Annotated in this window: 26 protein-coding genes and 2 tRNA genes (1 of these 28 cut by a window edge); 21 read left to right on the top strand and 7 right to left on the bottom strand. The window is 59.6% G+C overall.

The window, feature by feature from the left end; translation table 11 throughout:
* Positions 1-1,699: the 5' portion of a 2Fe-2S iron-sulfur cluster-binding protein gene (locus tag TM1040_RS03325; protein ID WP_011537186.1), read on the bottom strand. It extends 1,514 nt beyond the left edge of the window; only the first 1,699 of its 3,213 coding nucleotides appear in the window; the start codon lies at positions 1,697-1,699; the stop codon falls past the left edge of the window.
* A gap of 309 nt (positions 1,700-2,008) precedes the next feature.
* On the opposite strand from TM1040_RS03325, the gene TM1040_RS03320 reads away from it, so the two are divergent.
* From TM1040_RS03320 to TM1040_RS03305, 4 genes are read left to right on the top strand one after another with little or no spacing between them, the layout of a single operon-like run.
* Complete coding sequence (locus tag TM1040_RS03320; protein WP_011537185.1) at positions 2,009-3,496, top strand: FAD-binding oxidoreductase; 1,488 nt, start codon at positions 2,009-2,011, stop codon at positions 3,494-3,496.
* Positions 3,493-3,903 (top strand): hypothetical protein, encoded by a 411-nt coding sequence (locus tag TM1040_RS03315; protein ID WP_011537184.1) that lies wholly within the window; start codon positions 3,493-3,495, stop codon positions 3,901-3,903. The genes TM1040_RS03320 and TM1040_RS03315 overlap by 4 nt, the downstream gene beginning before the upstream one ends.
* Positions 3,900-4,952, top strand: a complete 1,053-nt coding sequence (locus TM1040_RS03310) for a hypothetical protein (RefSeq protein ID WP_011537183.1) — start codon at positions 3,900-3,902, stop codon at positions 4,950-4,952. Before TM1040_RS03315 ends, TM1040_RS03310 begins: the two co-directional genes overlap by 4 nt.
* On the top strand, positions 4,942-5,250 hold the full coding sequence (locus tag TM1040_RS03305) for a hypothetical protein (RefSeq protein ID WP_011537182.1): 309 nt from the start codon (positions 4,942-4,944) through the stop codon (positions 5,248-5,250). The genes TM1040_RS03310 and TM1040_RS03305 overlap by 11 nt, the downstream gene beginning before the upstream one ends.
* 25 nt (positions 5,251-5,275) lie before the next feature.
* On the opposite strand, the gene TM1040_RS03300 is transcribed toward TM1040_RS03305, so the two are convergent.
* The 3 genes from TM1040_RS03300 to TM1040_RS03290 all read right to left on the bottom strand — a co-directional run bounded on the left by TM1040_RS03300 (position 5,276) and on the right by TM1040_RS03290 (position 8,332).
* Positions 5,276-6,427, bottom strand: coding sequence for a lytic murein transglycosylase (locus TM1040_RS03300; RefSeq protein WP_044026484.1), 1,152 nt, complete (start codon positions 6,425-6,427; stop codon positions 5,276-5,278).
* Positions 6,428-6,577: 150 nt separating this feature from the next.
* Positions 6,578-7,651 carry an ABC transporter substrate-binding protein gene (locus TM1040_RS03295; protein ID WP_011537180.1) on the bottom strand — a complete coding sequence of 358 codons (1,074 nt, stop codon included), beginning with the start codon at positions 7,649-7,651 and terminating at the stop codon, positions 6,578-6,580.
* Between the two features lie 252 nt (positions 7,652-7,903).
* Positions 7,904-8,332: an FKBP-type peptidyl-prolyl cis-trans isomerase gene (locus tag TM1040_RS03290; protein WP_011537179.1), complete on the bottom strand. Its 429-nt coding sequence runs from the start codon at positions 8,330-8,332 to the stop codon at positions 7,904-7,906.
* 166 nt (positions 8,333-8,498) lie between these two features.
* Between TM1040_RS03290 and TM1040_RS03285 the strand changes: the two genes are divergently transcribed.
* The 4 genes from TM1040_RS03285 to pcaD all read left to right on the top strand — a co-directional run bounded on the left by TM1040_RS03285 (position 8,499) and on the right by pcaD (position 11,977).
* Positions 8,499-9,188, top strand: coding sequence for a haloacid dehalogenase type II (locus tag TM1040_RS03285; RefSeq protein WP_011537178.1), 690 nt, complete (start codon positions 8,499-8,501; stop codon positions 9,186-9,188).
* A 22-nt stretch (positions 9,189-9,210) separates the two neighbouring features.
* Positions 9,211-10,059, top strand: a complete 849-nt coding sequence (locus TM1040_RS03280; RefSeq protein ID WP_011537177.1) for an alpha/beta fold hydrolase — start codon at positions 9,211-9,213, stop codon at positions 10,057-10,059.
* Positions 10,056-11,033: a threonine ammonia-lyase gene (locus tag TM1040_RS03275; protein ID WP_011537176.1), complete on the top strand. Its 978-nt coding sequence runs from the start codon at positions 10,056-10,058 to the stop codon at positions 11,031-11,033. Before TM1040_RS03280 ends, TM1040_RS03275 begins: the two co-directional genes overlap by 4 nt.
* Before the next feature lie 149 nt (positions 11,034-11,182).
* Entirely contained in the window at positions 11,183-11,977 is a 795-nt protein-coding gene (gene pcaD / locus TM1040_RS03270; RefSeq protein ID WP_011537175.1) for a 3-oxoadipate enol-lactonase, read from the top strand.
* A 41-nt stretch (positions 11,978-12,018) separates the two neighbouring features.
* On the opposite strand, the gene TM1040_RS03265 is transcribed toward pcaD, so the two are convergent.
* Together TM1040_RS03265 and murA are read right to left on the bottom strand one after the other, a co-directional pair.
* Positions 12,019-12,495 carry a DUF2948 family protein gene (locus TM1040_RS03265; protein ID WP_011537174.1) on the bottom strand — a complete coding sequence of 159 codons (477 nt, stop codon included), beginning with the start codon at positions 12,493-12,495 and terminating at the stop codon, positions 12,019-12,021.
* Complete coding sequence (murA, locus tag TM1040_RS03260; protein WP_011537173.1) at positions 12,495-13,766, bottom strand: UDP-N-acetylglucosamine 1-carboxyvinyltransferase; 1,272 nt, start codon at positions 13,764-13,766, stop codon at positions 12,495-12,497. The genes TM1040_RS03265 and murA overlap by 1 nt, the downstream gene beginning before the upstream one ends.
* A 244-nt stretch (positions 13,767-14,010) precedes the next feature.
* Between murA and TM1040_RS03255 the strand changes: the two genes are divergently transcribed.
* The 13 genes from TM1040_RS03255 (at position 14,011) to TM1040_RS03195 (ending at position 22,387) form a co-directional block, all read left to right on the top strand.
* Positions 14,011-14,085: transfer RNA gene (locus tag TM1040_RS03255), tRNA-Thr, on the top strand.
* A 215-nt stretch (positions 14,086-14,300) separates the two neighbouring features.
* Complete coding sequence (hisD, locus tag TM1040_RS03250; RefSeq protein WP_011537171.1) at positions 14,301-15,605, top strand: histidinol dehydrogenase; 1,305 nt, start codon at positions 14,301-14,303, stop codon at positions 15,603-15,605.
* A 279-nt stretch (positions 15,606-15,884) separates the two neighbouring features.
* A complete protein-coding gene (locus tag TM1040_RS03245; RefSeq protein WP_011537170.1) occupies positions 15,885-16,364 on the top strand; it encodes a UPF0262 family protein in 480 nt (159 codons plus the stop codon).
* Between the two features lie 3 nt (positions 16,365-16,367).
* Positions 16,368-16,823 (top strand): low molecular weight phosphatase family protein, encoded by a 456-nt coding sequence (locus TM1040_RS03240; RefSeq protein WP_011537169.1) that lies wholly within the window; start codon positions 16,368-16,370, stop codon positions 16,821-16,823.
* Complete coding sequence (locus TM1040_RS03235) at positions 16,824-17,219, top strand: ketosteroid isomerase-related protein (RefSeq protein WP_011537168.1); 396 nt, start codon at positions 16,824-16,826, stop codon at positions 17,217-17,219.
* On the top strand, positions 17,219-17,806 hold the full coding sequence (locus TM1040_RS03230) for a GNAT family N-acetyltransferase (protein ID WP_011537167.1): 588 nt from the start codon (positions 17,219-17,221) through the stop codon (positions 17,804-17,806). Before TM1040_RS03235 ends, TM1040_RS03230 begins: the two co-directional genes overlap by 1 nt.
* 93 nt (positions 17,807-17,899) lie before the next feature.
* Complete coding sequence (locus tag TM1040_RS03225; protein ID WP_011537166.1) at positions 17,900-18,778, top strand: carbon-nitrogen hydrolase family protein; 879 nt, start codon at positions 17,900-17,902, stop codon at positions 18,776-18,778.
* Positions 18,779-18,862: 84 nt separating this feature from the next.
* A complete protein-coding gene (gene infA / locus TM1040_RS03220; RefSeq protein ID WP_005620785.1) occupies positions 18,863-19,081 on the top strand; it encodes a translation initiation factor IF-1 in 219 nt (72 codons plus the stop codon).
* Positions 19,082-19,212: 131 nt separating this feature from the next.
* Positions 19,213-19,794 carry a Maf family protein gene (locus TM1040_RS03215; protein WP_011537165.1) on the top strand — a complete coding sequence of 194 codons (582 nt, stop codon included), beginning with the start codon at positions 19,213-19,215 and terminating at the stop codon, positions 19,792-19,794.
* The gene (locus TM1040_RS03210) at positions 19,791-20,813 is read left to right on the top strand and encodes a ribonuclease E/G (RefSeq protein WP_011537164.1); all 1,023 of its coding nucleotides are present in this window, start codon (positions 19,791-19,793) and stop codon (positions 20,811-20,813) included. The genes TM1040_RS03215 and TM1040_RS03210 overlap by 4 nt, the downstream gene beginning before the upstream one ends.
* Positions 20,810-20,992 (top strand): DNA gyrase inhibitor YacG, encoded by a 183-nt coding sequence (locus TM1040_RS03205; protein WP_011537163.1) that lies wholly within the window; start codon positions 20,810-20,812, stop codon positions 20,990-20,992. The genes TM1040_RS03210 and TM1040_RS03205 overlap by 4 nt, the downstream gene beginning before the upstream one ends.
* 80 nt (positions 20,993-21,072) lie before the next feature.
* A tRNA-Phe gene (locus TM1040_RS03200) sits at positions 21,073-21,147 on the top strand.
* Between the two features lie 61 nt (positions 21,148-21,208).
* The gene (locus tag TM1040_RS03195; RefSeq protein WP_011537162.1) at positions 21,209-22,387 is read left to right on the top strand and encodes a DUF6538 domain-containing protein; all 1,179 of its coding nucleotides are present in this window, start codon (positions 21,209-21,211) and stop codon (positions 22,385-22,387) included.
* Positions 22,388-22,718: 331 nt separating this feature from the next.
* Here the strand turns inward: TM1040_RS03195 and TM1040_RS19695 are convergent, their stop codons facing one another.
* The gene (locus tag TM1040_RS19695) at positions 22,719-23,294 is read right to left on the bottom strand and encodes a BRO-N domain-containing protein (RefSeq protein ID WP_011537156.1); all 576 of its coding nucleotides are present in this window, start codon (positions 23,292-23,294) and stop codon (positions 22,719-22,721) included.
* Positions 23,295-23,322: the final 28 nt, after the last annotated feature.

The raw sequence follows: 23,322 nt of genomic DNA, 5'->3' as shown, positions 1-23,322 counted from the left end.
CGCGCGCGCATTTGTTACAAGACTCGCAAAAGCTCTGCAGACCAAAATCAATCGGTTTATCATGCGCCATGGGCATATCGGTCGTCACCACACCGGACTTGAGGCGTGGGCCGAGGAAGGGATTCAGGATGACCTCGCCGATCCGCGAGACCTCTCCCAGTCCGGAGAGTAGCAACAGCGGCGGCTGCAACACTTCGCCATCCATCACGGTATGGGCCTTGGCCTTGTAGCCGAGGTTGCGAATTTGCCGCGCGATCACGCCCCCCAGAAGAGAGAACCGAAGATAGGCCCGCATGGATTGCGCTACAGCGATCCAGTCATCACCCGAAGTGCCTTCAGTGGTGTCAAATCCCTGATCCACAATCATCGAGATCGCATGCGGCTGATCCGGCACGATAGGCGTCCCGGTGGCATCGTGACTGTACCAAGTCCAATCCGGACACCGGCTGATGCCAACCGCATCGATCCCCAGCCAGTAAGACGCAGCTTTCACCATATCAGCGTTGCGCTGAGCATCGGTGGGGCGCGGTCCCACGGCGGGTGTTCCGTCCTGCAACAGCACGAAAGCGCCCAGCATGCGCCGTTGCGCCATCGCGGGCGCCGCTTTGCGCACATAAAAGCCCCCGGTCGCCGCCTTCTGATTGCCCTTGCCCATGTCGCCGAACTGAGCCCGCGCGAACATATCCGCCCGCTTTGGCACCCGCGCGACACGCGCCTCATCAATATAGGTGGTCGGAGTTTCCACTCGTTTCAGCGTTTCAAACGGGTGTGGACCATCGCGAAAGTCGCGATCCTTATAGGGGTCACCATTCAAGGCAGAACGCTCTGCACCAGCGCCAAGCCACCAGCGCAGATCGCGCCCTGCGCGACCTGGCTGTTCAGAGAGAGGGGCAAGCGGGCGGTCTTCTGCCAGTTCAAAATCCGTGGTGACAGCCGCCAGACCAAACCGTGTACCGAGATAGGGCGCAACCAGCTGGCCCTCCTCCATACGCACAAGCCCGGCCGCAACCGCAAGCCGGTTGAGGTCCACATCCGAAGATGTCCCAGTGTGGGCCTTGGCATCCCACCCCAGCAGACGGATGTAATTGGCCAGAACCACAGCCGTTTCGGCGCTGCGCAAACAGGCGCGATGTGCTTCCGCATCCGTGATCCAGTCACAGCCCGCCTCGTCCGGGCGCGGATCGCGCGGCATCTCATAAAGGAACACAATGGCATGACGGTGCGCCCCGATGGTCGTGGGCGGAGCCTGCATCGCATCCTTGAGATCCGCCATGATCATGTCGATGCCCGAAGCCAGCGTTTTGGTCTGACGGGTTTTCAGGTCCTCCGCCAGCCGGTCGATGTCGGGATTGTGCCAAGGTTCGTACAATCGGGCCTCTTCGCGCATCGGCCCAATACCTACCATCGACGCATCCGCAAAGTATCCAAAAGCCTTGAGATGGTTGGAGCGCTCCTGCAAATCTGCAGGCACATCGCCGCGGGTGCCATTGACCAGCCCATCGCGGATCGCATCCATCATCGCCTGATATTCGCACATCGCATTGACGATGCTGTCTGGCTTTTGCGGACGGCGAAAGTTCAGCGGCAGCGCAGCGGGCACATTGCTCAGATCTGCCTGATGGCTCCGCCGCAGGCGTTCAAGCGGAAAGGGACCCAGATGCACGGGCCGGTGCCGCGAAGAAAAGAAACGAATAGACATGCTGGCTCTCCTGAAGGACGGCGGGGCAAAGTGCGGGCGACGCCACCCGGCAGGTGTCAGATGCTATCGACCTCGCCAGAGGGATGCAGGAGAAACAGATTCCATGTGCCGCCAAGTGGCACATGGTGCGAGCGCCATGAGCGCTTTGCCACGCGCGTCGCGACGCCCCCAATGCGCGCGATTGCCAAGCCTGGAAAACTTGCCCATAAACGGGGGAATTATCATCCACCCGCCATCGTGGCCGGTTTTATTTCAAGACCTTAGACAAGACGGCATGCCCGGATATTGGCGCGCCGGGAAAGACGTCACATGAAAGCACTGACCAGAAGAGCAGCCATGATCGGGCTTGGAGGTGCTGCGGGCTGGGGGATCTCGCGCTGGCTTGGCGCGGACCTCCCGGTCTATGACGGCACCGCGCGCATCAGCGCCCCGACCGGGCCCCAGATCCTCAATGACGCCAGCGGCCTTTCGGCGACCCCCGTCCAAAAACACCTGATCCTGCGCGACGATGCGGATCAGAGCCTGATCGCAGCCCTGCGCCGCGAACTCTCGGAGGCCCGCACCGAGGGGCGTCCGGTGAATATCGGAGCGGCGCGGCATTCCATGGGGGGACAAGCCATCCCGCGAAACGGCACGGCCATCACCTTTGACAATGGCGCGGTCGCGCTCGACAGCGCGCAGCAAACTTATCGCGTACACGCGGGGGCGCGCTGGTCACAGGTCATCGCCGCACTGGATCCAAAGGGCTGGTCGCCCAAGGTCATGCAATCCAACAACGACTTTGGCGTAGCCGCGACATTTTCGGTAAACGCACATGGCTGGCCGGTGCCCTTCGGACCGATGGGCGCAACCGTCAAAAGCCTGCGGATGCTGCTGCCCTCCGGCGATCTCGTCACCTGCTCTGCCACAGAGAACAGCGAACTCTTTGGGATGGCCATGGGCGGCTATGGCCTCGTGGGCCTGATCGTCGATCTAGACGTCGAGATGGTGAAGAATGCCCGCCTCAGCCCTACGTTTGATCTGCTGGATGCCGCAGATTTCCCGCGCGCCTTCCGTGCGGCGGTGGAGGACCCAGCTGTCACGATGGCCTACGGGCGCCTCAACGTGGAGCGCGCGAGCTTCTTTGAGAAGGCGCTGCTTGTCACCTATCGCGAGACTCCAGATCAGACGGAGTTGCCGCAGGCGTCCGGCTCGGGGTGGATGGCGCATGCCGCAAGCCGCCTCTATCGGGCGCAACTCGGCAATGAGACGATCAAGTCTTTTCGTTGGTGGAACGAAACGCGCGTCGGCCCCGCGCTTGGATCGGGCGAAGTGACACGTAATTCGCTCATCAACGAGCCCGTCGCAACGCTGGACGACCGAAATCCCGACCGCACAGACATCCTGCACGAGTATTTCGTCGGATTTGACGCCTTTGACGCCTTCGTGACAGCCTGCCGCGAGGTGATCCCCGCCTCTTATCAGGAGTTTCTCAATGTCACGCTGCGTTATGTGGCGCAGGACGATCAAAGCATGCTCTCTTTTGCCACCACGCCGAGAATTGCGGCCGTAATGTCCTTTAGCCAGGAACTCAGCCAGCGCGCAGAGGCGGATATGGCACGCATGACCCGGGCGCTGATCGACCGGATCGTCGCCATCGGTGGGGCCTATTACCTGCCGTACCGCCCTCATGCGACGCTAGAACAGTTTGTCGCCGCCTACCCCCAGGCGCCGCGTTTTGCGCAGGCCAAACGCGCACTGGACCCGGATCTGGTGCTGCGCAACAACCTTTGGGACAGCTATCTGGATCGCCTATGACTTTGCTTCAAAAACTCTCAGTTGGATATTTTGTGGCGCTGATGATCGCCGCATCATTGAACTATATCCCCGGCCTGACCGACGAAGCCGGGCTCGCCTTTGGGATTTTTGCACTCGATCTTTATGATGACGCGCTGCATGTGGCCTCAGCTCTCTGGGCTTTGATTGCTGGTCTGATGTCTCACCGAGCGGCGCGCAGCTTTCTGATCCTGTTCGGCCTTGCCTATCTTGGCGATGGGATCTTTGGCTTCTTTACCGGATATGGCTACCTGGACCTTGGGATCTTTACCAACGAGGCCCTCGGGATGGAGATTTCTCTACGCCGCGTGCTTGCAAACCTCCCCCATCTCGCGCTTGGGGGCGTGGCGGTCTGGGCGGGCCTGCGCAATCTGGGCCAGCGACAATGAAACTTCTCTGGCGCTGGATCAAACGCCTGGGGCTGGTTGCGCTGCTGCTGATGCTCTCCCTCAGCGCACCGATCCTCTATGTCGAGACGATGTGCCGGGGCGATGCCACGCCGCAGCCATATGCCGCACGGCTTGACCCCGCCCATCACCGACCGGAAACCCGCACTCTGATGACCTTCCCGGAGTGGTACATCGTACATGCCTATGACGACTACGCGGAGGTTCTGCGCACCGGGGATCCGCACGACTATGCCTATCTGCCTGCTATTGGCGGATTTTGGACGTCGATTTGCGCGCTGAACGCGGAAGCCGCCGCATATGGCGATGTGGATGGCGGAACAAAACAGATGGTCTATGTGATCGGGGTTAGCTTTACCGCCGAACTGGCGCTGAAAGCCACCTATGAGGAAACGCTGGGGCGTCTTTTTGCAATGCTGCGTGGACCGGAGCACAGCCCGCTTGATAAAGTCTCCGCCCGGCAGGCGGCAGACTACGCGAGCTTCTTGCAGCAGGTACCATGGTACAAATGGCGTTTTCGCGCGGATGCAACGGAGTTGGCGCAAAAAGCGACCCCAGCCCTGCGCGACCGCGAACGCAGGCTCGCCCTGGGGCTCGAATACCGCGCGAAGGCAGCCTACGCCGATATCATCGCAGACGCTGTTGCGCAGGTGGGAGCTGATGCTCTGACCTTGCGAATGATTGTCGCAGGTGCAGGTGCCGAAACGCTCGAACGCTTTGAAGGGGTAACGATCATTTCCGAACGTCCCGAGGGGATTGAGATCGAGACCCCACGCTATCGCGCGCTCACCCATTTGCTAAAACGCATGGCCACAGAGGGCATTGAAATCGTCGAGGTTGCCGGCAACGACGATATTCTCTTCACTGCACTTTCAACGCGCGCGTCCGAGCCGGGCGCACTGCTGAGCCGGACACGGCAGGGATATGGCGACACGCGTCACCTTATTAGCCTGAAAGTTCCAGACCTTGCGGAGCGCTTGCGCCAACTGGAGAGCCAGGGTCTGACCCTAGAGCACATCCATGACTATTAAGGCGATCCTTATTGCCGTTCCCTTGATGGTGGTCGGGTGGTTCTCAGTCCTGATTGTGGTCGCGCTTCTCAGCGATGAGGCTCCGGCCTATGTGGTTGTGCTGCCCAAAGCGTCACTGCTGCGCGATTTGCCAGAGGAGAGTGCAATACTCTCGTCGACGAAGCTCACGATAACCCTGACGTCAGACCAGGCGGGCTTTGCAAGGGATCTCTATGCGGCGGGCGCACGCTTGGTATTGCCCGCGGGTCTGCCGGGGTGCCTGCCATTGCCAGCGGGTGCATCGCGCAGGCAGCAATGAGTGCCTTGCGACAGGTGCCGCATGGTCAGTTCAATCTGCGCAGAAGTTCAAGCGACGGATCGCCGGTCACGGCAATACCCTGTCGACGCTGATAGGTGCTGATTGCCTCACGCGTTTTGGGGCCGATCACCCCATCCGCCGCGCCGATGTCGAACCCGTTTGCGGTCAGCCCCTTCTGCAGCGCGATCCGGTCCGCTTTGCGCAGTCCGTAGCGATCCGGAGGGAAGGACGCGCGCAGCGGCCCGCCACCAGCAATCCGATCGGAAAGGTGTCCAACGCCGATCGCATAGGAATCGGAGTTGTTGTATCGCTTCAAAGCGCGGAAATTACCCGTGGTGACAAACTCCGGTCCACCCGGCTGGGGCTGAATGACCGATCCCGAGGGTGCACCGGGGCCGGTCTCGCCGCCCCATTTGAGCCCTTTCTGCCAGCCATTTCGCGCGAGATAAGCCGCCGTGGACGCCAAAGCATCGCTTGGGTCATCCGACCAGATGTCGCGCCGTCCATCGCCTGTAAAATCCACCGCAAAAGACAGGTATGATGTGGGAATGAACTGCGTGTGACCCATCGCACCCGCCCAGCTTCCGGTCATATTCCGCGGCGCAATATCGCCGTTGCGCAGGATCTTGAGCGCGGCAATCAGCTGTTTTTCAAACAGCGCCCCGCGGCGGCCATCATAGGCCAGTGTCGAGGTCGCCGAGATCACCGGCACATTGCCACGACGTTCGCCGTAATAGCTCTCAAGCCCCCAGACCGCCGCGATCACATGGGCCTCTACGCCATAGCGGCGCTCGATGGCATCGAGGGTGCCGCGATGGCGCGCATACGCCGCCCGCCCCTTGCGAACACGTTCGTCCGAGACGGCAATAGAGAGGTAATCCTCAAGCGTGCGGCTGAATTCGGTCTGGTTGCGATCTCGTTTGACGACGCCGGGCAGATAGCCGGTTCCACGAAATGCCCTCGAGAGGAGATCCTGAGAAAACCCCTGCCGCTCTGCACGCTCACGAAAGGCCGCAACCCATTTGGCATAGTCGGCATTGCGGATCGGACGCAGGTCTTGTGGCAGGCTTGATGTCCCGGACGGTCTGGATCGGCCAGCTGTCGTGACAGGCCCTGCGCAGCTTGCCAGTCCAAAAGCGGCTGCGACCGCACCAAATTGTCGTCTGTTCATCGACATGCTTCACCCTCCGCAAGTTGCCCTCTTAGGTTGCAGGAAATCTGCACCGCCGCAACCAGTTACGGGACGCCACCCGCAGAGCGGCGGCACCATGCCAAAGGGGGGCACCAAGGCGCCCCCCTTTAATCCGAAATGATCCAGTTTTACGGCTTAGCTGCCGCCGCCGGAGGCGCGTTTGGACAGCATGTTCATGACGTTGTTTGCCACTTTGGTGTAAGGTGGCCAGAACAGATCTTCGGCAAAGAAATTGGGGTTTTCGTCAAGCATCGGGTTGGCGTCCACCAAAGTGGTCGCCGCCACCATGCCCAGACCGTTCACGATGCGCTCTTGGACCTCTTTGCCAATGAAATAGTTGGCAAAAATCTCCGCCGCTTCGAGTTTGTCACCCTCGAGCTTCTTGGAGAAGTTGATGGTATCGAGCCAAACCGTGCTGCCTTCGTCAAAGTTCACGAGGCTCCAGTTGCCCCCCTCGGCAACATGGGCCGATGCGCCCGGACCATAAGAGGCCACAAAGGCAAAATCATCGCGGAACTCAGGTCCTGCACTCCAGAAAAAGCCCACCTGATCATAGAGCGTCGACAACGTTGTCTGCAGCGCGCCATCAGCCTTTTGAAGCTCGGCCACTTTCTTGCGATCGCCAGACGCATCCTGAACCGCAAAGGGAGGCTCGCCCATTGCCATCAGCGCAAGTGCCACATTGGGCTGCACCTGACCGGATGTCAGGGAGATACGACCTTTCCACTCTGGCTTCAGCAGCTCGGCGACCGATGTCGGATGTTCGGCAACCACATCGTCGTTGGCCCAGATCCCGTAGGCACCGCCGCCAAACGGCAGATAGAGCGGACCTGCGTCGGACATGCCCATCTCAATCGCGCTCAACTCAGGCAACAAAGCTTGCGCATTGCTCAGACGTGGAGAAGAAACGTCAATCGGCTGCAGAAGGTTCGAGAACGGCACGCCTTCCATGTTGATGTAGTTCAGGGTGAGGAAGGACACGTCCACATCGCCCGAGCGGATCACGTCAAACATCTGTTCCGGCCCTTCAGCGAGCGTATCCATCACGCGCACTTCGATGTCGTACCCCTGCTCTTTCAGGAGAGCATTGACTGCGGTGACCTCCTCAGGCGCGACATACCCGTCCCACGTAAAAATGTTCAGATACTCCGTCGCCTGCGCCATGGTCCCGCCGAGGGTCAGCGCCGCGCCAATAAGAAAATTCCGCATGTGAGAGAACTCCTGTCAATAAATCCAAACGGCTGCACAAATGCTGGCAGCGTCTCTGCGCCACCGTCGCGTGGAGGAATGAACAGAAGGTAAACCAGGGCACCTAAGACGCGGAAAACCCTGTAGAAATTTAGGCAACTTGCGAGAGCTTTGCGATCTTCATGGCGCTCAACGCTGCACCAGGTAGAGCGGGCGGGCTGTGATCCCGCCAACCCCGAAGTTCAGTTGAGGTCATCCCCCAAAACGCATGCGTTACGCAATTGCAACGAGTTCCACGTCAAAGATCAGATCCTGACCGGCCAGACGGTGGTTTGCATCCAGTGTCACGCTTGCCTCGTCCACATCGACAACTGTCACCGGAAGCACTTGGCCTTCGGGGGTCTGCATTTGCAGCATGGTGCCGATTTCCAGCGGGATATCATCTGGGATGCCTTCACGCGGGACCGCCTGACGAGCGGAGGGATTGATCGGTCCGTAGGCGTCTTCGCAGGCAATTTCCAAAGTTTTCTTGTCGCCCTCGGCCATGTCGAGCATGCCTTGATCCATGCCCTTGATCACATGGCCAGCGCCAACGGTGAATTCGAGCGGATCGCGACCCTCGGAGCTGTCAAAAACAGTGCCGTCCGTCAGCTTGCCAGTGTAGTGAATGCGAACCGTGTCGCCATTTTTTACCGCGGTCATGATGACCCCCTTTCGGGTTCTTTGGTGTGTTTCAGGCACGCAGGCCCAATGATAAACGCACACCCTAACGGCCATGGCCCCAGAGTAAACCCGTACCAACACAATTTAGGCCATTGCGACCGGCGCCGTCTGTGGCACTTTCCACCCTGAAAGAGAGGGCCCGGACATGACGATCAAAACCTGCATCTTTGACGCCTATGGCACCCTGTTCGACGTGAGCGCCGCGGCCCGGCAAGCCGCAACAGAGCCCGCTTTTGCACAGATCGCAGACAGCTGGGCCACGCTGGCGCAGGATTGGCGACAAAAGCAGCTGCAATACACCTGGCTCAGGGCCGTGACGGGCGCGCATGACGATTTCTGGCAGGTGACGCATGATGGCCTGGACTGGGCGATGGAGGCCGCGGGGCTCCAAGATCAAACAGAACTGAGGCAGCGGTTGCTTGATCTTTACTGGGAACTCGCCGCCTACCCGGAGGTTCCAGCCATGCTGCGCGCCCTGAAAGATGCGGGCTACGAGACTGGCATCCTCTCGAACGGATCCCCCAAAATGCTTGCGGGCGCGGTAGAGTCGGCCAACCTCGGCGACACGCTCGATGCAGTGCTCTCGGTCGAAACCGTCGGCGTGTTCAAGCCATCCGCGCGTGTCTATGATCTCGTTGGAGAACGGTTTGGGACCCGGAAATCCGAGGTTCTTTTTGTCTCGTCCAATGGTTGGGACGCCGGCTGTGCCGCCGGATACGGCTTTGTCACCGCTTGGGTCAATCGCGCAGGCGAACCCGTTGACCGCCTGCCCTGGCGCCCCGCTCATGTGCTGACCGACCTCCAGCCCATTCCTGAAATCGCCGCAAACGCCTGATACCCCGAGAGGATCACACCGCATGAGCCGCTTTGAAACTTCTGATGGTTTGTCGCTCTATTTCGAAGAGCATGGCAGCGCGGATGGAATCCCTCTGATCTGTTTGCCGGGACTGACCCGTGACGGGCAGGATTTTCGCTACGCGCTGCCGCATCTGGGTGACTACCGCGTGATCCTAATGGATCTGCGCGGCAGGGGGCGCTCTGATTATGCGCAAGACCCGGCCAGCTATAATATTCTCACCGAAGCCGGAGATGTGATTGCACTGATGGATCATCTGGGCCTCACGCGCGCCGCCCTTCTAGGCACCTCGCGAGGGGGTCTGGTTGCCATGGCCATCGCCGGCACCGCCCGGGATCGGCTGCAGGCCGTCATCCTCAATGATGTCGGCCCCGACATCGCAGAGGAGGGCCTGGGCCGGATTTTTGAATATCTGGGCCACAGGCCCGCCGCCAAAACCCATGCCGCCGCCGCTCGCATACTCGAAGCCGCAATGCGCGACAGTTTTGCAAACGTCCCCGAGGGTCGGTGGCTTGAGGAGGCGCAGACGTTTTACAAGGAAACACCGGATGGGCTGGAGTTGCGCTACGACGCACGCCTGCGCGAGGCCATGCTGGCGCAGGCCAAGGCCCTGTCGGAGATGGAAGAAAAACCAAGCCTCTGGCCGTGGTTCGCCGCACTTGATGGGCTACCCTGCGGGGTCATCCGCGGCGCCCATTCTGACATTCTCTCCCGAGAGACCTTCGACGAGATGCGCCGCCGCCTGCCCGCACTGCAGGCGGTAGAACTCTCGGATCGCGGCCACATTCCATTTCTGGATGAACCCGACGCGCTTCTCCTTATCCATACCGTATTGAAAGACATAAAATGACATCCCTTGCCATGATCGAAGCCGCCGCCGCGCGGCTCAAAGGACACGCCCGCTACACGCCGCTTCTGTCTTCGCCCTTCCTGGACGAGATCGCCGGACGCCGGGTCTTTGTAAAGGCGGAATGCCTGCAGCACACCGGTTCGTTCAAATTTCGCGGCGGCTGGGCCGCGCTTTCGGCCATGGATCCTGAACTGCGCAAACGGGGTGTGATCGCCTATTCCTCTGGCAATCATGCTCAAGGTGTCGCCGCCGCCGCCAAGGCCCATGGCGCCCCGGCCGTGATCGTGATGCCCGCGGATGCACCACAGCTCAAAATCGACAACACCCGCGCGCTCGGCGCTGAGGTGGTATTGTATGATCGGGTCGCAGGGGAAAGCCGCGAAGCCGCTGCAGAGCCTCTGGTCGCCGAACGTGGCCTGACACTCATCAAACCCTATGACGAACCGGAAGTGATCGCAGGCCAGGGCACAACCGGGCTCGAGATCGCGGAACAAGCTGCCGCAGAAGGTGTCACAAAGGCCGACGTGCTGGTCTGCTGTGGCGGCGGGGGCCTCACATCCGGCATCGCTCTCGCGCTTGAGGCCCATGCCCCGAACATGCGGGTCCGCCCCGCAGAGCCAGAGGGCTTTGACGATGTCGCACGCTCGCAATCGTCGGGTCAAATTGAAACGAACCCTGCCCCCACGGGGTCGATTTGCGACGCAATCCTCACCCCCGCCCCGGGCGACATCACCTGGCCCCTGCTCTCACGCCTCTGCGGCCCGGGCCTCACCGTCACCGATGATCAGGCCCTTGAGGCCATGGCGATCGCCTTTCAACGCCTCAAGATCGTACTGGAACCCGGCGGTGCCGTGTCCCTGGCCGCAGCACTGTTTCACCCGGACCAAATCGACGGCGATGCCGTGATCGCGGTTGCAACAGGCGGCAATGTCGACCCGGGTCAGTTCACCGCAGCTCTTACTCGCTTCCTGTAACCTTCTTCTGACCAGAAATATCCCGGGGAGTACGAGGGGCAGCGCCCCTCGTCTTTACATGACCCGGTGTACATGGGTTCCTTTCGACAGGCTGGTGTCTCGCCGAAACTGGCACTAAAGTCCCGTTTCCACTGAAGAAGAGCAAAACCATGCCCCTTGCCGATCTGGGCGACGTCCAACTGAACTATCGCCTTATAGGCCCAGAGGACGCACCCGCCGTTGTCTTTGCCCATGCGCTTGGCACCGACCAAACGATCTGGGACAAGGTACTGCAGCGTCTGCCGCAAAACATCCGCGTCCTCACGTTCGATCTGCGCGGGCATGGAGGGTCTTCTGTGCCCCCTGCACCCTATTCCATGGGCAACCTGATCCGTGACGTTGAACGCCTGATGGAGACTTGCGCAATTCAAGACAGCCTTTTTGTCGGCTTGTCCATCGGCGGAATGATTGCGCAGGGACTTGCGGTCAAGCGCCTCGATCTGGTGCGCGCACTGGTGCTGTCGAACACGGCTGCAAAAATCGCCACGCCAGAGATCTGGACGCGGCGCATGGACACTCTGCGCCGCGGCGGCATGCCAGCGATCAGCGTCGATACTCTGCAACGCTGGTTCCCACGCAGTGCATGGAAATCAGATGTGTATGCTGCGACGCAAACCCTGCTGGAGCGCACCGATGTCGAAGGCTATCTGGGCTGCTGCGCCGCCATTGCAGGCACGGATTTCTATACCCCCACCTCCGGCCTGCGCCTGCCAGCTCTGGGCATCGCAGGCACCGAGGACGGCTCTACGCCGCCCGATCTGGTGCGCGAAACACTCGATCTCATTCCCGGATCTCAGTTCACGCTCCTGCGCCGTACCGGCCATGTCCCGCCGATCGATCAACCGGAAGCCTTTGCAGAGCGCCTGACCAGCTTTATGAAAGACACCGGGCACCTAGCGAAATAGACGACTTCGCGACGAAACGCGCAGCCTGCTGTGAGAAGGGGTCAAACCCCATGCTGAGGGACCTGCTTTGACGGGGCATGGTATGGGCGGGTGACGTCCTTCAGTGTGACCTCCAGAGCTTCTACCGACAGACGAATCCCACCGTCGCCGGCGAGAGTCAGCAACAGTTCCCCTGCCCCGTCCTCGCCTGGTTCGAACGTGACCGAGAGCACCGAGAGGATCATATCGCGATCGCGCCGATCGATCCCCTGCGAAGCAACGCGCAGGACATTCTCGATCACCAGGACGGATTGCACCCGCTCATACGCACGCCCCCGGCGCTCGGCAGCATCGCGGTCTTCCCAGCGAAACCGGTTGAGCAATATGGCAAAGCGGCGCGCCGAAGCGCGCCAGCTCATTTCCGTCACCGGGAACACCGCATCCTGAGCGAGCGAAGAAATCACCTCCAGGTCCTCCGCCTCATAGGCGACGAGGTTCAGCGGGCGTTCGCGGCCATCTTCAAAGGTGGCGTCCGCCATTACTCTTCCTTGATCCGTTCAATCTTGGCGCCCACCTCAGAGAGTTTGCGCACCACATGTTCATACCCACGGTCCAGATGGTACACGCGACTGACCCGCGTTTCCCCCTCTGCGGCAAGGCCCGCCAAAATCAAAGAGACCGAAGCCCTGAGATCCGTCGCCATCACCGGCGCGCCCTTCAGACGCTCGACACCGGTGACCCGTGCGGTACCACCGTGGACATCAATCTGTGCCCCCATCCGCATCAGCTCCGGCGCATGCATGAATCGATTCTCAAAGATCTTTTCTTCGAGCACCGATTCTCCTTCGGCGGTACACATCAGCGCCATCATCTGCGCCTGCAGGTCGGTCGGGAACCCCGGGAACGGCTCCGTGACCACATCCACCGCTTTGACGCGACCAGTTTTGTGGCTCACCTTGAGGCCCGCTTCGGTTTCAGCAATTTCAATGCCAGCTTCTTCGAGCTTCTGGCAAAACGCCTCCAGCAGATTGCGCCGCCCGCCGAGCAGTTCCACCTCGCCCCCGCAAATCGCTGGCGCCAGCATATAGGTTCCAAGCTCAATGCGATCCGTCACAACTGGGTGGGTCGCCCCATGCAGTCGATCCACGCCCTGAATCGTAATCGTGCTGGTGCCATGGCCCTCAATTTGGGCTCCCATCTTGATAAGGCACTCTGCAAGATCAATAATTTCTGGCTCGCGCGCGGCGTTCTTAAGCACGGTTGTGCCTTTGGCGAGTGTCGCCGCCAAAAGAGCGTTCTCCGTCGCACCCACTGATACAATTGGAAAATCTACGGTCCCGCCCGTCAAACGCCCACCCGGCGCTTTGGCATGGACGTAGCCATCACGCAGGTCCAGCTCTGCGCCCATGGCCTCCAAGGCCTTGAGGTGCAGGTCCACCGGACGCGCCCCGATCGCACAGCCACCGGGCAAAGAGACCACGGCATGCCCATCGCGCGCCAGCATCGGGCCGAGCACGAGGATCGAAGCCCGCATCTTGCGCACGATGTCATAATGAGCGGTATGATTGTCGAGCCCGTGGCTCGACATCGCCAGAACCTGCCCGTCTTGCAGAGAGGAAACCTCTGCCCCAAGCGACTGCAGCAATGCCGTCATGGTACGAATATCGCTCAGACGTGGCGCATTGGTTAGCGTCAGCGGTTCTTCGCTCAACAAAGTGGCGGGCATCAGCGTCAGGCACGCGTTTTTGGCCCCGGCAATCGGAATCACTCCGTTCAGCGGGCCGTTGCCAGTTACCAGAATCGAATCCATCTGCTCTATCCTTCAGCGTCGCCTGGGGCGGCGTCTTTTTGTTCGGACCGGGCTTTGGCTTGCGCCTTGCGCCGGGCCATATTCGCTTTGAGCGCCGCTTTCAGGCGGTCTTCGCGAGAGGCCTCGGACCGGTTACCGGAGGGTTTCTTATTCTCTGCCATAACGCTTGTCTAACTTAGTCAAAAAAAACCGTCCAGATGCTCTTGCGCTCCCCGGCGAATATGCATAGAAGCCCCCTCACGGCGCTGCTGTAGCTCAGAGGTAGAGCACTCCCTTGGTAAGGGAGAGGTCGAGAGTTCAATTCTCTCCAGCAGCACCATCTTCCTGTAGATATCAACCTTAATGCCTATCGCACTGTTATGTATAGGTATTTGGCGTGGCACCCCAGCGCCACAGGTACTTTTTGCACCGGATCTGCAGGCCGGTCTCAGCGCTCACTTCAATCAATATTCCTGCGACAAAATTGGTGCTATGGCGATCAAACTTGAGGCAGTCGTTCAGTCAGGGTAATGCTCCGACAAAAGGAGCGCCGTGATGCCCGTATTTCTGACTTCTGCTGAGGCAGACTTCGAACAATCCTTCACCACCCTCTTGAACGCAAAACGAGAGGACAGCCCAGATGTGGACGCCGTCGTCGCGGACATTATTGCGGATGTGCGGGGACGCGGAGATGCGGCTCTGCTGGAGCTGACGCAGAAATTTGACCGCCTAGACCTGCCCGATTCGGCAGCGCTGAGAATCACTGCAGAGGAAGTCGACGACGCCATCAAATCCGTGTCAGAGGCCGAGCGCGCAGCACTTGAACTCGCAGCGGACCGTATTCGTGCCTATCACGCTGAACAAATGCCAGAAAACAAGAGCTGGACGGATGCCGGCGGCGCAACCCTCGGGTGGCGCTGGTCGGCTGTTTCCGCGGCAGGACTCTATGTGCCCGGCGGGCTTGCCAGCTATCCGTCCTCTGTGCTGATGAATGCCATTCCCGCCAAGGTTGCAGGAGTCGAACGTCTTGCGGTGACGGTTCCGACGCCGGACGGGCAGATCAACCCTCTGGTGCTCCTGGCGTGTCGGGTTTCTGGCGTCGACGAAATTTACCGCGTTGGCGGCGCGCAAGCGATCGCCGCGCTTGCGTATGGGACCGAAACCATCGCCCCTGTGGATAAGATCACAGGCCCCGGCAACGCCTTTGTGGCAGCCGCCAAGCGGCGCGTATTTGGTAAAGTCGGCATCGACATGATCGCTGGGCCCTCCGAGATCCTTGTGATCGCGGACAAGGACAACAACCCAGATTGGATCGCATTGGACCTGCTCAGTCAGGCGGAGCATGACGAAAGCGCGCAATCCATCCTGATCACCGACGATGCGGAATTCGGATCTGCGGTGGCGGTGGCGGTCGATAAACGACTGGAAACGCTGGAACGCCGCGCCATCGCCGGCGCCAGCTGGCGTGATTTCGGCGCTGTAATCGTAGTGCGTGACATGGACGAGGCGGCGGCGCTTTCCAACCGGATTGCACCCGAGCACCTTGAACTCTGTGTCGCCGATCCCGAAGCGCTGAGCAAGAAAACGATCCACGCGGGCGCAATTTTCATGGGCCAATATACGCCTGAGGCCATTGGAGACTACATCGGCGGGCCAAATCACGTCCTGCCCACGGCGAGGTCTGCGCGCTTCTCCTCCGGTCTGTCGGTGATGGATTTCATCAAGCGCACAACTCTGAGTCAGATGACCCCCGACGCCTTGCGCAGCATTGGACCAGCGGCGGCGACGCTGGCCGAGAGCGAGAGCCTCGAAGCGCACGGGCTGTCCGTTCTCGCTCGCCTTGAGGCACTCAACCGCTGATGCACAAAAGCTCAGCTGAGCGGGCTGCCCTCCGCTCAGCTGAGCCTGTTGCGCGCCGAAGCCGCGTGGCCCCGGACAAGAGTGATGAAACGGTCCTGCGGTTAACAGAACCTTGAAATCCCGGCCTGGTTGTTCGCTTTTTGGGAGAGTCCCCGTGTTTTAACGCAATGATGACGTGACACTTGCGCAATGATTGCGCAGGGTTACGAAGCGCGCCCGATTGTGCGAACGGGGACGATCCGCTAGATCATGGAAGACGAGAGAACTGGGACCAGAGCCATGAGCCGGATCAGCCAAATTGAACTAGACGACCGCAACCTGCCTCCGCCTACACCGGAGATTGAGCAGGAACGCAAAGTCGCGATTTTCGACCTGATCGAAGAGAACAGCTTTGTCCTGCCCAAACGGGACGAGCGCGACGTGCCCGAAGGTCCCTATCATCTCTCCCTGTCGATTCGCGAAAAGCGCCTGGTGTTTGACGTTCAGACCGAAGGCGGCGACAAGGCGGCAGAGTTTCACCTCTCTCTTTCGCCGTTTCGTCAGGTGGTGAAAGACTACTACCAGATCTGCGAGAGCTATTTCACGGCTGTAAAAACTCTACCGCCCAGCCAGATCGAAACCATCGACATGGCGCGTCGTGGCATCCACAACGAGGGCAGTCGGGTCCTCCAGGAGCGCCTTGAGGGGAAGGCCGAGGTGGACACGGACACCGCCCGCCGCCTGTTCACGTTGATCTGCGTTCTGCACTTCGGAGGCTGATGCGTGACGGAGCTGCCGCAGTCCATCTTGTTCTGCTGTGACCACAACGCGGTCAGATCCCCGATGGCCGAGGGGATCATGAAAAAACTCTATGGCACAGGCACCTATGTCCAATCCGCCGGAGTGAAAAACGATCTGGAGATTGACGGGTTCTGCATCTCCGTTTGTCAGGAGATCGACGTCGAACTGTCGCGGCATCGCTCGCGTTCGTTTGACGAAATGGAAGAATGGGGCGACGATATTTCCTCGTATGATCTGGTGATCGCGCTGTCGCCTGCCAGTCAGCGTCGGGCGCTCGAACTCACCCGTTTTTTCCACCTTGATGTCGAATATTGGCCAATAATGGACCCAACTGGGCTCGGAGAGACGCGCGAAGCCAAGCTAGAAAGCTATAGGCAAACCCGAGACCAGATTCTCGAGCGGCTGATTGCGCGCTGGGGAAATCCGATGGAGACTTGAATGAACGACACGATCGCGCGCTATTTTGACGCTTTCAACGCAGGCGACACCGATGGAATGCTTGCATGCCTGTCCGAGGACGTGGCGCATCACGTCAACGAGGGCAACATCCGCGTCGGCAAAGAGAAATTCGCCGCCTTCTGCGCGCATATGAGCCACTGCTACAAAGAAGAGCTGACCGATATGGTCATCTTTGCAACGCCGGACGCAACGCGCGCGGCAGCCGAATACACTGTGAACGGCACCTATCTTGCAACAGATGAAGGCCTGCCCGAAGCCCGACAGCAGAGCTATAAACTCCCGGCTGGGTCGTTCTTTGACCTGCGCGACGGGCTCATCACCCGCGTGACCACCTATTACAATCTCTCCGACTGGATCAAACAGGTCTCGGCCTGATGGCACTGAGGGTCGACACCCTGACGGGAGCGGCGCTTGAGGCGGCGCTCGGGGACGTCGCGCGCTTGCGGATCGAGGTGTTTCGGGCCTGGCCCTATCTCTATGACGGAGATCTGGCCTACGAGCGCGACTACCTGCAAAGCTATCGTGACAGCGACAGCGCGATCCTTGTCGGTGCCTTTGACGGGGATCAACTGGTGGGCGCCGCGACAGGTACGCCAATGGTGGACCACGCCGACGATTTTGCCGCTGCTTTTGCTGAGACGAATATTGATATTGCCGAGGTTTTCTATTGCGCGGAATCAGTGCTCTTGCCCGCCTATCGAGGCCAAGGCGCGGGGCATGGGTTCTTTGACGCTCGCGAGGCCCACGCCCGCACGCTCGGCTTTGGAAAATCCGCGTTCTGCAGCGTGATCCGCCCAGCAGACCATCCGCTGCGTCCCGCGGACTATGCACCACTTGATCCCTTCTGGCGCAAAAGAGGCTATGCACCCCTGCCGGGCGTCATGGCGCAGTTTTCATGGAAAGATGTGGACCAGAAGGACGAGACGGCAAAATCACTACAGTTCTGGTGTCGTGATCTCTGAACACCTCGCCGGACGACAAAGCACCAAACGCGGCCCCTGTTCGAGCCGCGCACAATAGGCTAGCCCTTAGCCGTACTTGCATTCGGAGGCCCCATGAAGATCGCAACAGCCGCCTACCCGCTCGACTGGCTCGACAGCTGGACCCATTATGAGGACAAACTGTCCAAATGGGTCTCGGAGGCTGCTGATGGCGGCGCGGAACTGCTGGTCTTTCCCGAATATGGTGCGATGGAGCTTGCCACTTTGGATGGAGCCGACATCGCAGGCAATCTCGAAGCCTCGATCCAGGCGGTGTCGGACAAAATGGAAGACGCTGCGCAACTGCATCTCAAGCTCGCGGCAGAGCACAACGTGCATATTCTCGGCGCATCTGCGCCCGTTCATGCTGGCTTCACGCGCCCGGTAAATCGGGCGGAGTTCTACTCCCCCCAAGGCAAACGCGCGCATCAGGACAAACAGATCATGACCATGTTTGAGCGCGATCCCTGGGATATTGCGCCCGGCGGCCCGCTCAAGATCTTTGAGACCGCGCTTGGCAAGATTGCAGTCCTCATCTGCTATGACAGCGAATACCCGCTTTTGGCGCGGGCCCTCTCGGAGGCGGATATGATTCTTGTGCCCTCTTGCACGGAGGCCCTTGCGGGATACTGGCGCGTGCGCATTGGGGCGATGTCTCGCGCGCTCGAACAGCAATGCGTCACGGTGATGTCATCTGTGGTTGGCTCTGCTGCATGGTCAGAAGCCGTGGACGAAGGCTGTGGGATGGGCGGTGTCTTTGGACCACCAGATACCGGCTTTCCCAGCACAGGCGTGATCGCAGAAGGCACCCTCAACCAGCCCGGTTGGACCTTTGCAGAGGTGGATCTGCAGGCTGTCCAAAATGTGCGCAGCGCCGGCGTTGTGCGCAACAAGACTCACTGGGGTGAGCAGGACTCGCGCCTGCAAAATCTTGTTAACCATAACTTGCTATAAAAGCGCTCTTGAAAATTGGGGCAAATAGGCCCATTTAAGCGCACATCCCGCGTCTTTTCGGGAAAACACAACTATGGAGACAACATGGCCAAGGAAGATACGCTCGAATTTCCCGGTGTCGTGAAGGAACTCCTGCCAAACGCGACGTTTCGGGTCGAGCTGGAAAACGGCCATGAAATCATCGCTCATACGGCAGGCAAGATGCGCAAGAACCGCATTCGTGTCCTCGCAGGCGACCGGGTCCAGGTGGAAATGACACCTTATGACCTCACCAAAGGACGGATCAACTACCGCTTTAAGTAAGCGCGATTCGCTTTTGATGTTAAGAGCCCGGCCCGGTGCCGGGCTTTTGTTTTGGCACCTCTTTCGGTTTCATGGTTTTCTGCCGCAGCCTGCCAGCGTAGACAGGGCGGCAAAACAGCAGGAGTTCAGGCATGGCGTTTATTCTTGGCTCAGGCAGCCCGCGGCGGCTGGAACTGCTCGCCCAATTGGGTGTAACGCCCGATGACATCCGCCCCCCCGACATTGACGAGACACCCCAGAAGGGTGAGCTGCCGCGCGACTACTGCGCCCGTGTCACCCGCCAGAAAGCCGAGGCCGTCACATCGAACCCCGAAGATCTAGTTCTATGTGCCGACACCACCGTAGTACTGGGGCGGCGCATTATGGGAAAACCACGCGACGCAGGTGAGGCCGCAGAATTTCTGCTGGCGCTCTCCGGCCGTCGCCACCGTGTCATCACCTCCGTGGCTTTGCGCAAGCAAGATCGCCTCTGGCAAAAGGACGTGGTGAGCCAGGTAAAAATGAAACGCCTCTCTGACGAGGAACTGAACGCCTACCTTGCAACAGGTGACTGGGAAGGAAAGGCGGGCGGCTACGCAATCCAAGGCCCCGCTGGCGCGCTGATACCGTGGATCAGTGGGTCGTTCACCGCCATCGTCGGCCTGCCACTGGCGGAGACCGCCACATTGCTGCAAACCGCAGGATACCCGCTTTATAAGGACACAGCGTCATGAAGGGCACCCAGATCATTCTCGACCATATCAATGGCCGCGAAGCAGCCGCTCGCATGGTGGACGGCGTGCTTGACGATTTCCTGATCGCAGGCGACGCGCCCTTGCCCGGTACAATTTACCGCGCCCGCGCAGACCGCCCTGTGAAGGGCCAAGGCGGCATGTTTCTCACCACTCCAGACGGCCCTGCGTTCCTGCGCCAGGTCAAAGGCTTGGCCCCTGGTCAGATGCTTCTTGTGCAGGTCACTGGCTATGCCGAACCCGGCAAAGCGCTGCCAGTCACGCAAAAGCTCCTGTTCAAGAGCCGCTATGCCATCGTGACGCCTGATGCACCGGGCTTGAACATTTCTCGCTCGATCCGCGATGATGATGAGCGCGACCGCTTGCTTGAAATCGCCCATTCCGAAATGGATGGCGTCGAATACGGTCTGATCCTGCGCTCCGTCTGCGCCGGCGCCGACCCCGACGAGATTGCAGAAGACATAGCCGCAATGGTCACCGCCGCCCGGCAAGTGCTGGAAGATTCCTCGAACCAATCAGAAGTCCTGCACGAAGGAGACGCTCCGCATCTGCAGGCATGGCGGGAATGGACCGCCCCGGCCGACATCGAGCAGGAACCCGGTGGCTTTGAACGCTGCGGCGTGCTCGATGCGCTGGAAGCGCTTCAGTCGGGCAAGATCGCCATTGGTGGAGGAGCCTATCTCTATGTGGAACCGACCCGCGCGCTTGTGGCGGTGGATGTGAACACCGGCAGTGACACTTCGCTCGCTGCGGGGATCAAGGCAAACATGGCCTGTGCACGTAACCTGCCGCGCGCGTTGCGCTGTTTGGGGCTGGGCGGTCAGATCGTGATTGATGCTGCGCCGATGCCCAAGAAAGACCGCCGTGCCTTTGAAACCGCGCTGCGCACGGCCTTCAAATCTGATCCCGAAGAAACAACCCTAGCCGGTTGGACCACGCTTGGGCATTTCGAATTGCAACGCAAACGTGCCCGTCTGCCCCTGTCGGAGATTCTCTCATGAGCTGCCCCATCTGCGGCAAGCCCACCCAGCAGAGTGTTCGCCCGTTTTGCAGCAAGCGCTGCGCCGATCTTGACCTCGCAAAATGGCTCAATGGCGCTTACGCGGTCCCAAGCGAAGACCAAGAAGACCTTGAAAACGCTCTAGAAGACCAAAAAAACCTCCCCCCCACGGAACATTAGTTATTTTCTTGAAAAAGCCTCTGGACACTCCCGCGAACAAGGCATAGAACGCCCACACCCAAGGCGAGACGCCTTCCCGTGCCCGGGTAGCTCAGGGGTAGAGCAGTGGATTGAAAATCCTCGTGTCGGTGGTTCGATTCCGCCCCCGGGCACCATTACTTCAGCTAACACATTGGTTTTGCTCCAGCTTTTTGCACCTGCAAGGAGCCGTAGACCATGTCGGAGACCATTTCGCCTGCGTTCACCTTCGTGAAGGATGGCGTTTTCTACTTCAGCCGCCGCATCCCCAAAGACCTGAAGAAGCACTACACCTCACCTCGCATTGCCTACTCATTACGAACGCGGTCTGCTCGCATCGCTGAAGCGCGGGCCAGAAGAGCCGCCGATCAGTTGGATGAGTACTGGTATCACCTCCGCTCAAAGGATGTGGAACTGCCGGGTAAGCATATGCTGAGAATGCAGTCCGAGGGGCGTGTCGCGGTCAGTGCAGCAGCCCCTGAGATTTCCTCTTCATCTGTTCTTTTGTCCGAAGCTGTCGGCATCTACCTGCGCCTGAAAGGGCAAGGACGACCAGAGACATTCCACCGCGCAGCGGAACGATCTTGCGGCTATGTCATCGACGCCTGCGGTGACAAACAGCTCGACGCCTTCACCAAGGCCGATGCCAACAAGTTCAGGGATGCGCTCATCGAACGTGGATTGGCTGGCAGCAGTATAACACGCATATTTGGGACCGTTCGCGCGGTCACAAACTTTGCAGCCAGTGAGCTTGGCCTGACCCTGACCAATCCTTTCAACGGGGTCTACTACGACCGAGAGGCTGGCGTAAGTGATCGCAACCCAATCCCAGCGGATGCACTCAAAGTGGTTCAGGGCCAGTGCCGCCAACTGGACGATGACATGAGGTGGCTTGTAGCGCTCGTGTCGGACACGGGAATGCGGCTTGCTGAGGCCGCAGGAATGGCGAGACAGGACATTGAACGGCGGTCAGATGGTTCTCTGGTTGCCTGGGTGCGTCCACACCCGTGGCGGCGTCTGAAAACCAAGGGCAGTGAGCGTGTCGTCCCGTTGGAGGGGCAAGCCAAGTGGGCTGCAGAGCGTTTGCTGAGCGAGGTCGTTGAAAGCGATTTCCTCTTCCCGCGCTACAACAGAAAGCCCCAGACAAATGCCAACGCTGCCAGCGCTGCACTGAACAAATGGATAAAGCAAATGACACCAGAAGGATGCACTATGCACAGCTTCCGCCATTCGATGCGGGATCGTCTTCGCGCCGTTGAGTGTCCTTCCGACATCGTCGATCAGATCGGGGGCTGGCAGACTGATGGTGTCGGCCACGGGTATGGTTCTGGTTACCCGGTTGAAGTTCTGCAGAAGTGGATGAAGGCAGTCACCTGAGCCGACATGGTCTACGGCTCCTTGCAGGTGCAAAAAGCTGGAGCAAAACCAATGTGTTAGCTGAAGTAATGGTGCCCGGGGGCGGAGGGTTATCTCCGTTTTGTTCCCGTTACAGGCACTTCTTCAGCTGGTAGCCCCAGCAAAACAATGGCTATCCAAGGTTGCAGGTGCAGGTCAACAGGCGCGGCGTGGTCTACGCTGTGGTCTACGGTTTACACTACACGTCGCACCTGGTGAGTGACCCTGTGAGGGCAGGAAGCATTGTCCACCCGTAACCCTTGCTTTTGTTCCGAGTCGAGGCTCAGGCTTTCGCTTCAGCTCATATTCGCGTTCAGGGGAGCCGTCGCTTCTGCTTGAGGCTTACTGCCTGCCGGACCCGAAGCTCCCTGTTCTCTACTGGTTGCTCGACATAGCTGGGCAGATCACGGAAGAATGCGCCGTCGGCCCGAAGTTCTGGGAGGATTACAGAACACAGAAGCTCAAGGTCGGCTTCATGTGACGCCTTCAGGCTGGCGCTCTGGATAAGAGTTTGGGTGACATCGCATTCAGGTGTAGAGAACATCTCCTCCTCGCCCATCATATAAAAGCCGTCGTGAATGATGGTCGGCAACAGAGTGTTCATAGCCCAGTCCTGAAACTCTCGGACTTCAGGCTCTTCACTCAGGAAGGCGAGTTTGTAGACACCAGCCTCACTAATCACTACAGGCGTCTGCGCGTTGGTGACCCCTGATTGAGATGACATTACCGACCACTCCGACTGTTGCAGTACAAGGGTCTGAGGATCGTTCCGAAGAAATAGACCCAACGCAGCATATACCTCGTCAGCCAGAAACCAAGCTTGGTCGCCTATGGAGATCACACTGAGGTCACCAAGGAGGTTGGAGAAGATGGTTTTGTTCTGAGACATGTTGGTCCTTTCCTATATTCGGATAATG

It is taken from the genome of Ruegeria sp. TM1040 (genome assembly GCF_000014065.1).
GTDB lineage: Bacteria > Pseudomonadota > Alphaproteobacteria > Rhodobacterales > Rhodobacteraceae > Epibacterium.
This window is presented reverse-complemented; position numbering and strand designations above follow the sequence as displayed.

Coding starts and splice junctions, on each gene's coding strand:
- TM1040_RS03320 (WP_011537185.1), top strand. CDS start 2,009: ATGAAAGCACTGACCAGAAGAGCAGCCATGATCGGGCTTGGAGGTGCT.
- TM1040_RS03315 (WP_011537184.1), top strand. CDS start 3,493: ATGACTTTGCTTCAAAAACTCTCAGTTGGATATTTTGTGGCGCTGATG.
- TM1040_RS03310 (WP_011537183.1), top strand. CDS start 3,900: ATGAAACTTCTCTGGCGCTGGATCAAACGCCTGGGGCTGGTTGCGCTG.
- TM1040_RS03305 (WP_011537182.1), top strand. CDS start 4,942: ATGACTATTAAGGCGATCCTTATTGCCGTTCCCTTGATGGTGGTCGGG.
- TM1040_RS03300 (WP_044026484.1), bottom strand. CDS start 6,427: ATGTCGATGAACAGACGACAATTTGGTGCGGTCGCAGCCGCTTTTGGA.
- TM1040_RS03295 (WP_011537180.1), bottom strand. CDS start 7,651: ATGCGGAATTTTCTTATTGGCGCGGCGCTGACCCTCGGCGGGACCATG.
- TM1040_RS03290 (WP_011537179.1), bottom strand. CDS start 8,332: ATGACCGCGGTAAAAAATGGCGACACGGTTCGCATTCACTACACTGGC.
- TM1040_RS03285 (WP_011537178.1), top strand. CDS start 8,499: ATGACGATCAAAACCTGCATCTTTGACGCCTATGGCACCCTGTTCGAC.
- TM1040_RS03280 (WP_011537177.1), top strand. CDS start 9,211: ATGAGCCGCTTTGAAACTTCTGATGGTTTGTCGCTCTATTTCGAAGAG.
- TM1040_RS03275 (WP_011537176.1), top strand. CDS start 10,056: ATGACATCCCTTGCCATGATCGAAGCCGCCGCCGCGCGGCTCAAAGGA.
- pcaD (WP_011537175.1), top strand. CDS start 11,183: ATGCCCCTTGCCGATCTGGGCGACGTCCAACTGAACTATCGCCTTATA.
- TM1040_RS03265 (WP_011537174.1), bottom strand. CDS start 12,495: ATGGCGGACGCCACCTTTGAAGATGGCCGCGAACGCCCGCTGAACCTC.
- murA (WP_011537173.1), bottom strand. CDS start 13,766: ATGGATTCGATTCTGGTAACTGGCAACGGCCCGCTGAACGGAGTGATT.
- hisD (WP_011537171.1), top strand. CDS start 14,301: ATGCCCGTATTTCTGACTTCTGCTGAGGCAGACTTCGAACAATCCTTC.
- TM1040_RS03245 (WP_011537170.1), top strand. CDS start 15,885: ATGAGCCGGATCAGCCAAATTGAACTAGACGACCGCAACCTGCCTCCG.
- TM1040_RS03235 (WP_011537168.1), top strand. CDS start 16,824: ATGAACGACACGATCGCGCGCTATTTTGACGCTTTCAACGCAGGCGAC.
- TM1040_RS03230 (WP_011537167.1), top strand. CDS start 17,219: ATGGCACTGAGGGTCGACACCCTGACGGGAGCGGCGCTTGAGGCGGCG.
- TM1040_RS03225 (WP_011537166.1), top strand. CDS start 17,900: ATGAAGATCGCAACAGCCGCCTACCCGCTCGACTGGCTCGACAGCTGG.
- infA (WP_005620785.1), top strand. CDS start 18,863: ATGGCCAAGGAAGATACGCTCGAATTTCCCGGTGTCGTGAAGGAACTC.
- TM1040_RS03215 (WP_011537165.1), top strand. CDS start 19,213: ATGGCGTTTATTCTTGGCTCAGGCAGCCCGCGGCGGCTGGAACTGCTC.
- TM1040_RS03210 (WP_011537164.1), top strand. CDS start 19,791: ATGAAGGGCACCCAGATCATTCTCGACCATATCAATGGCCGCGAAGCA.
- TM1040_RS03205 (WP_011537163.1), top strand. CDS start 20,810: ATGAGCTGCCCCATCTGCGGCAAGCCCACCCAGCAGAGTGTTCGCCCG.
- TM1040_RS03195 (WP_011537162.1), top strand. CDS start 21,209: ATGTCGGAGACCATTTCGCCTGCGTTCACCTTCGTGAAGGATGGCGTT.
- TM1040_RS19695 (WP_011537156.1), bottom strand. CDS start 23,294: ATGTCTCAGAACAAAACCATCTTCTCCAACCTCCTTGGTGACCTCAGT.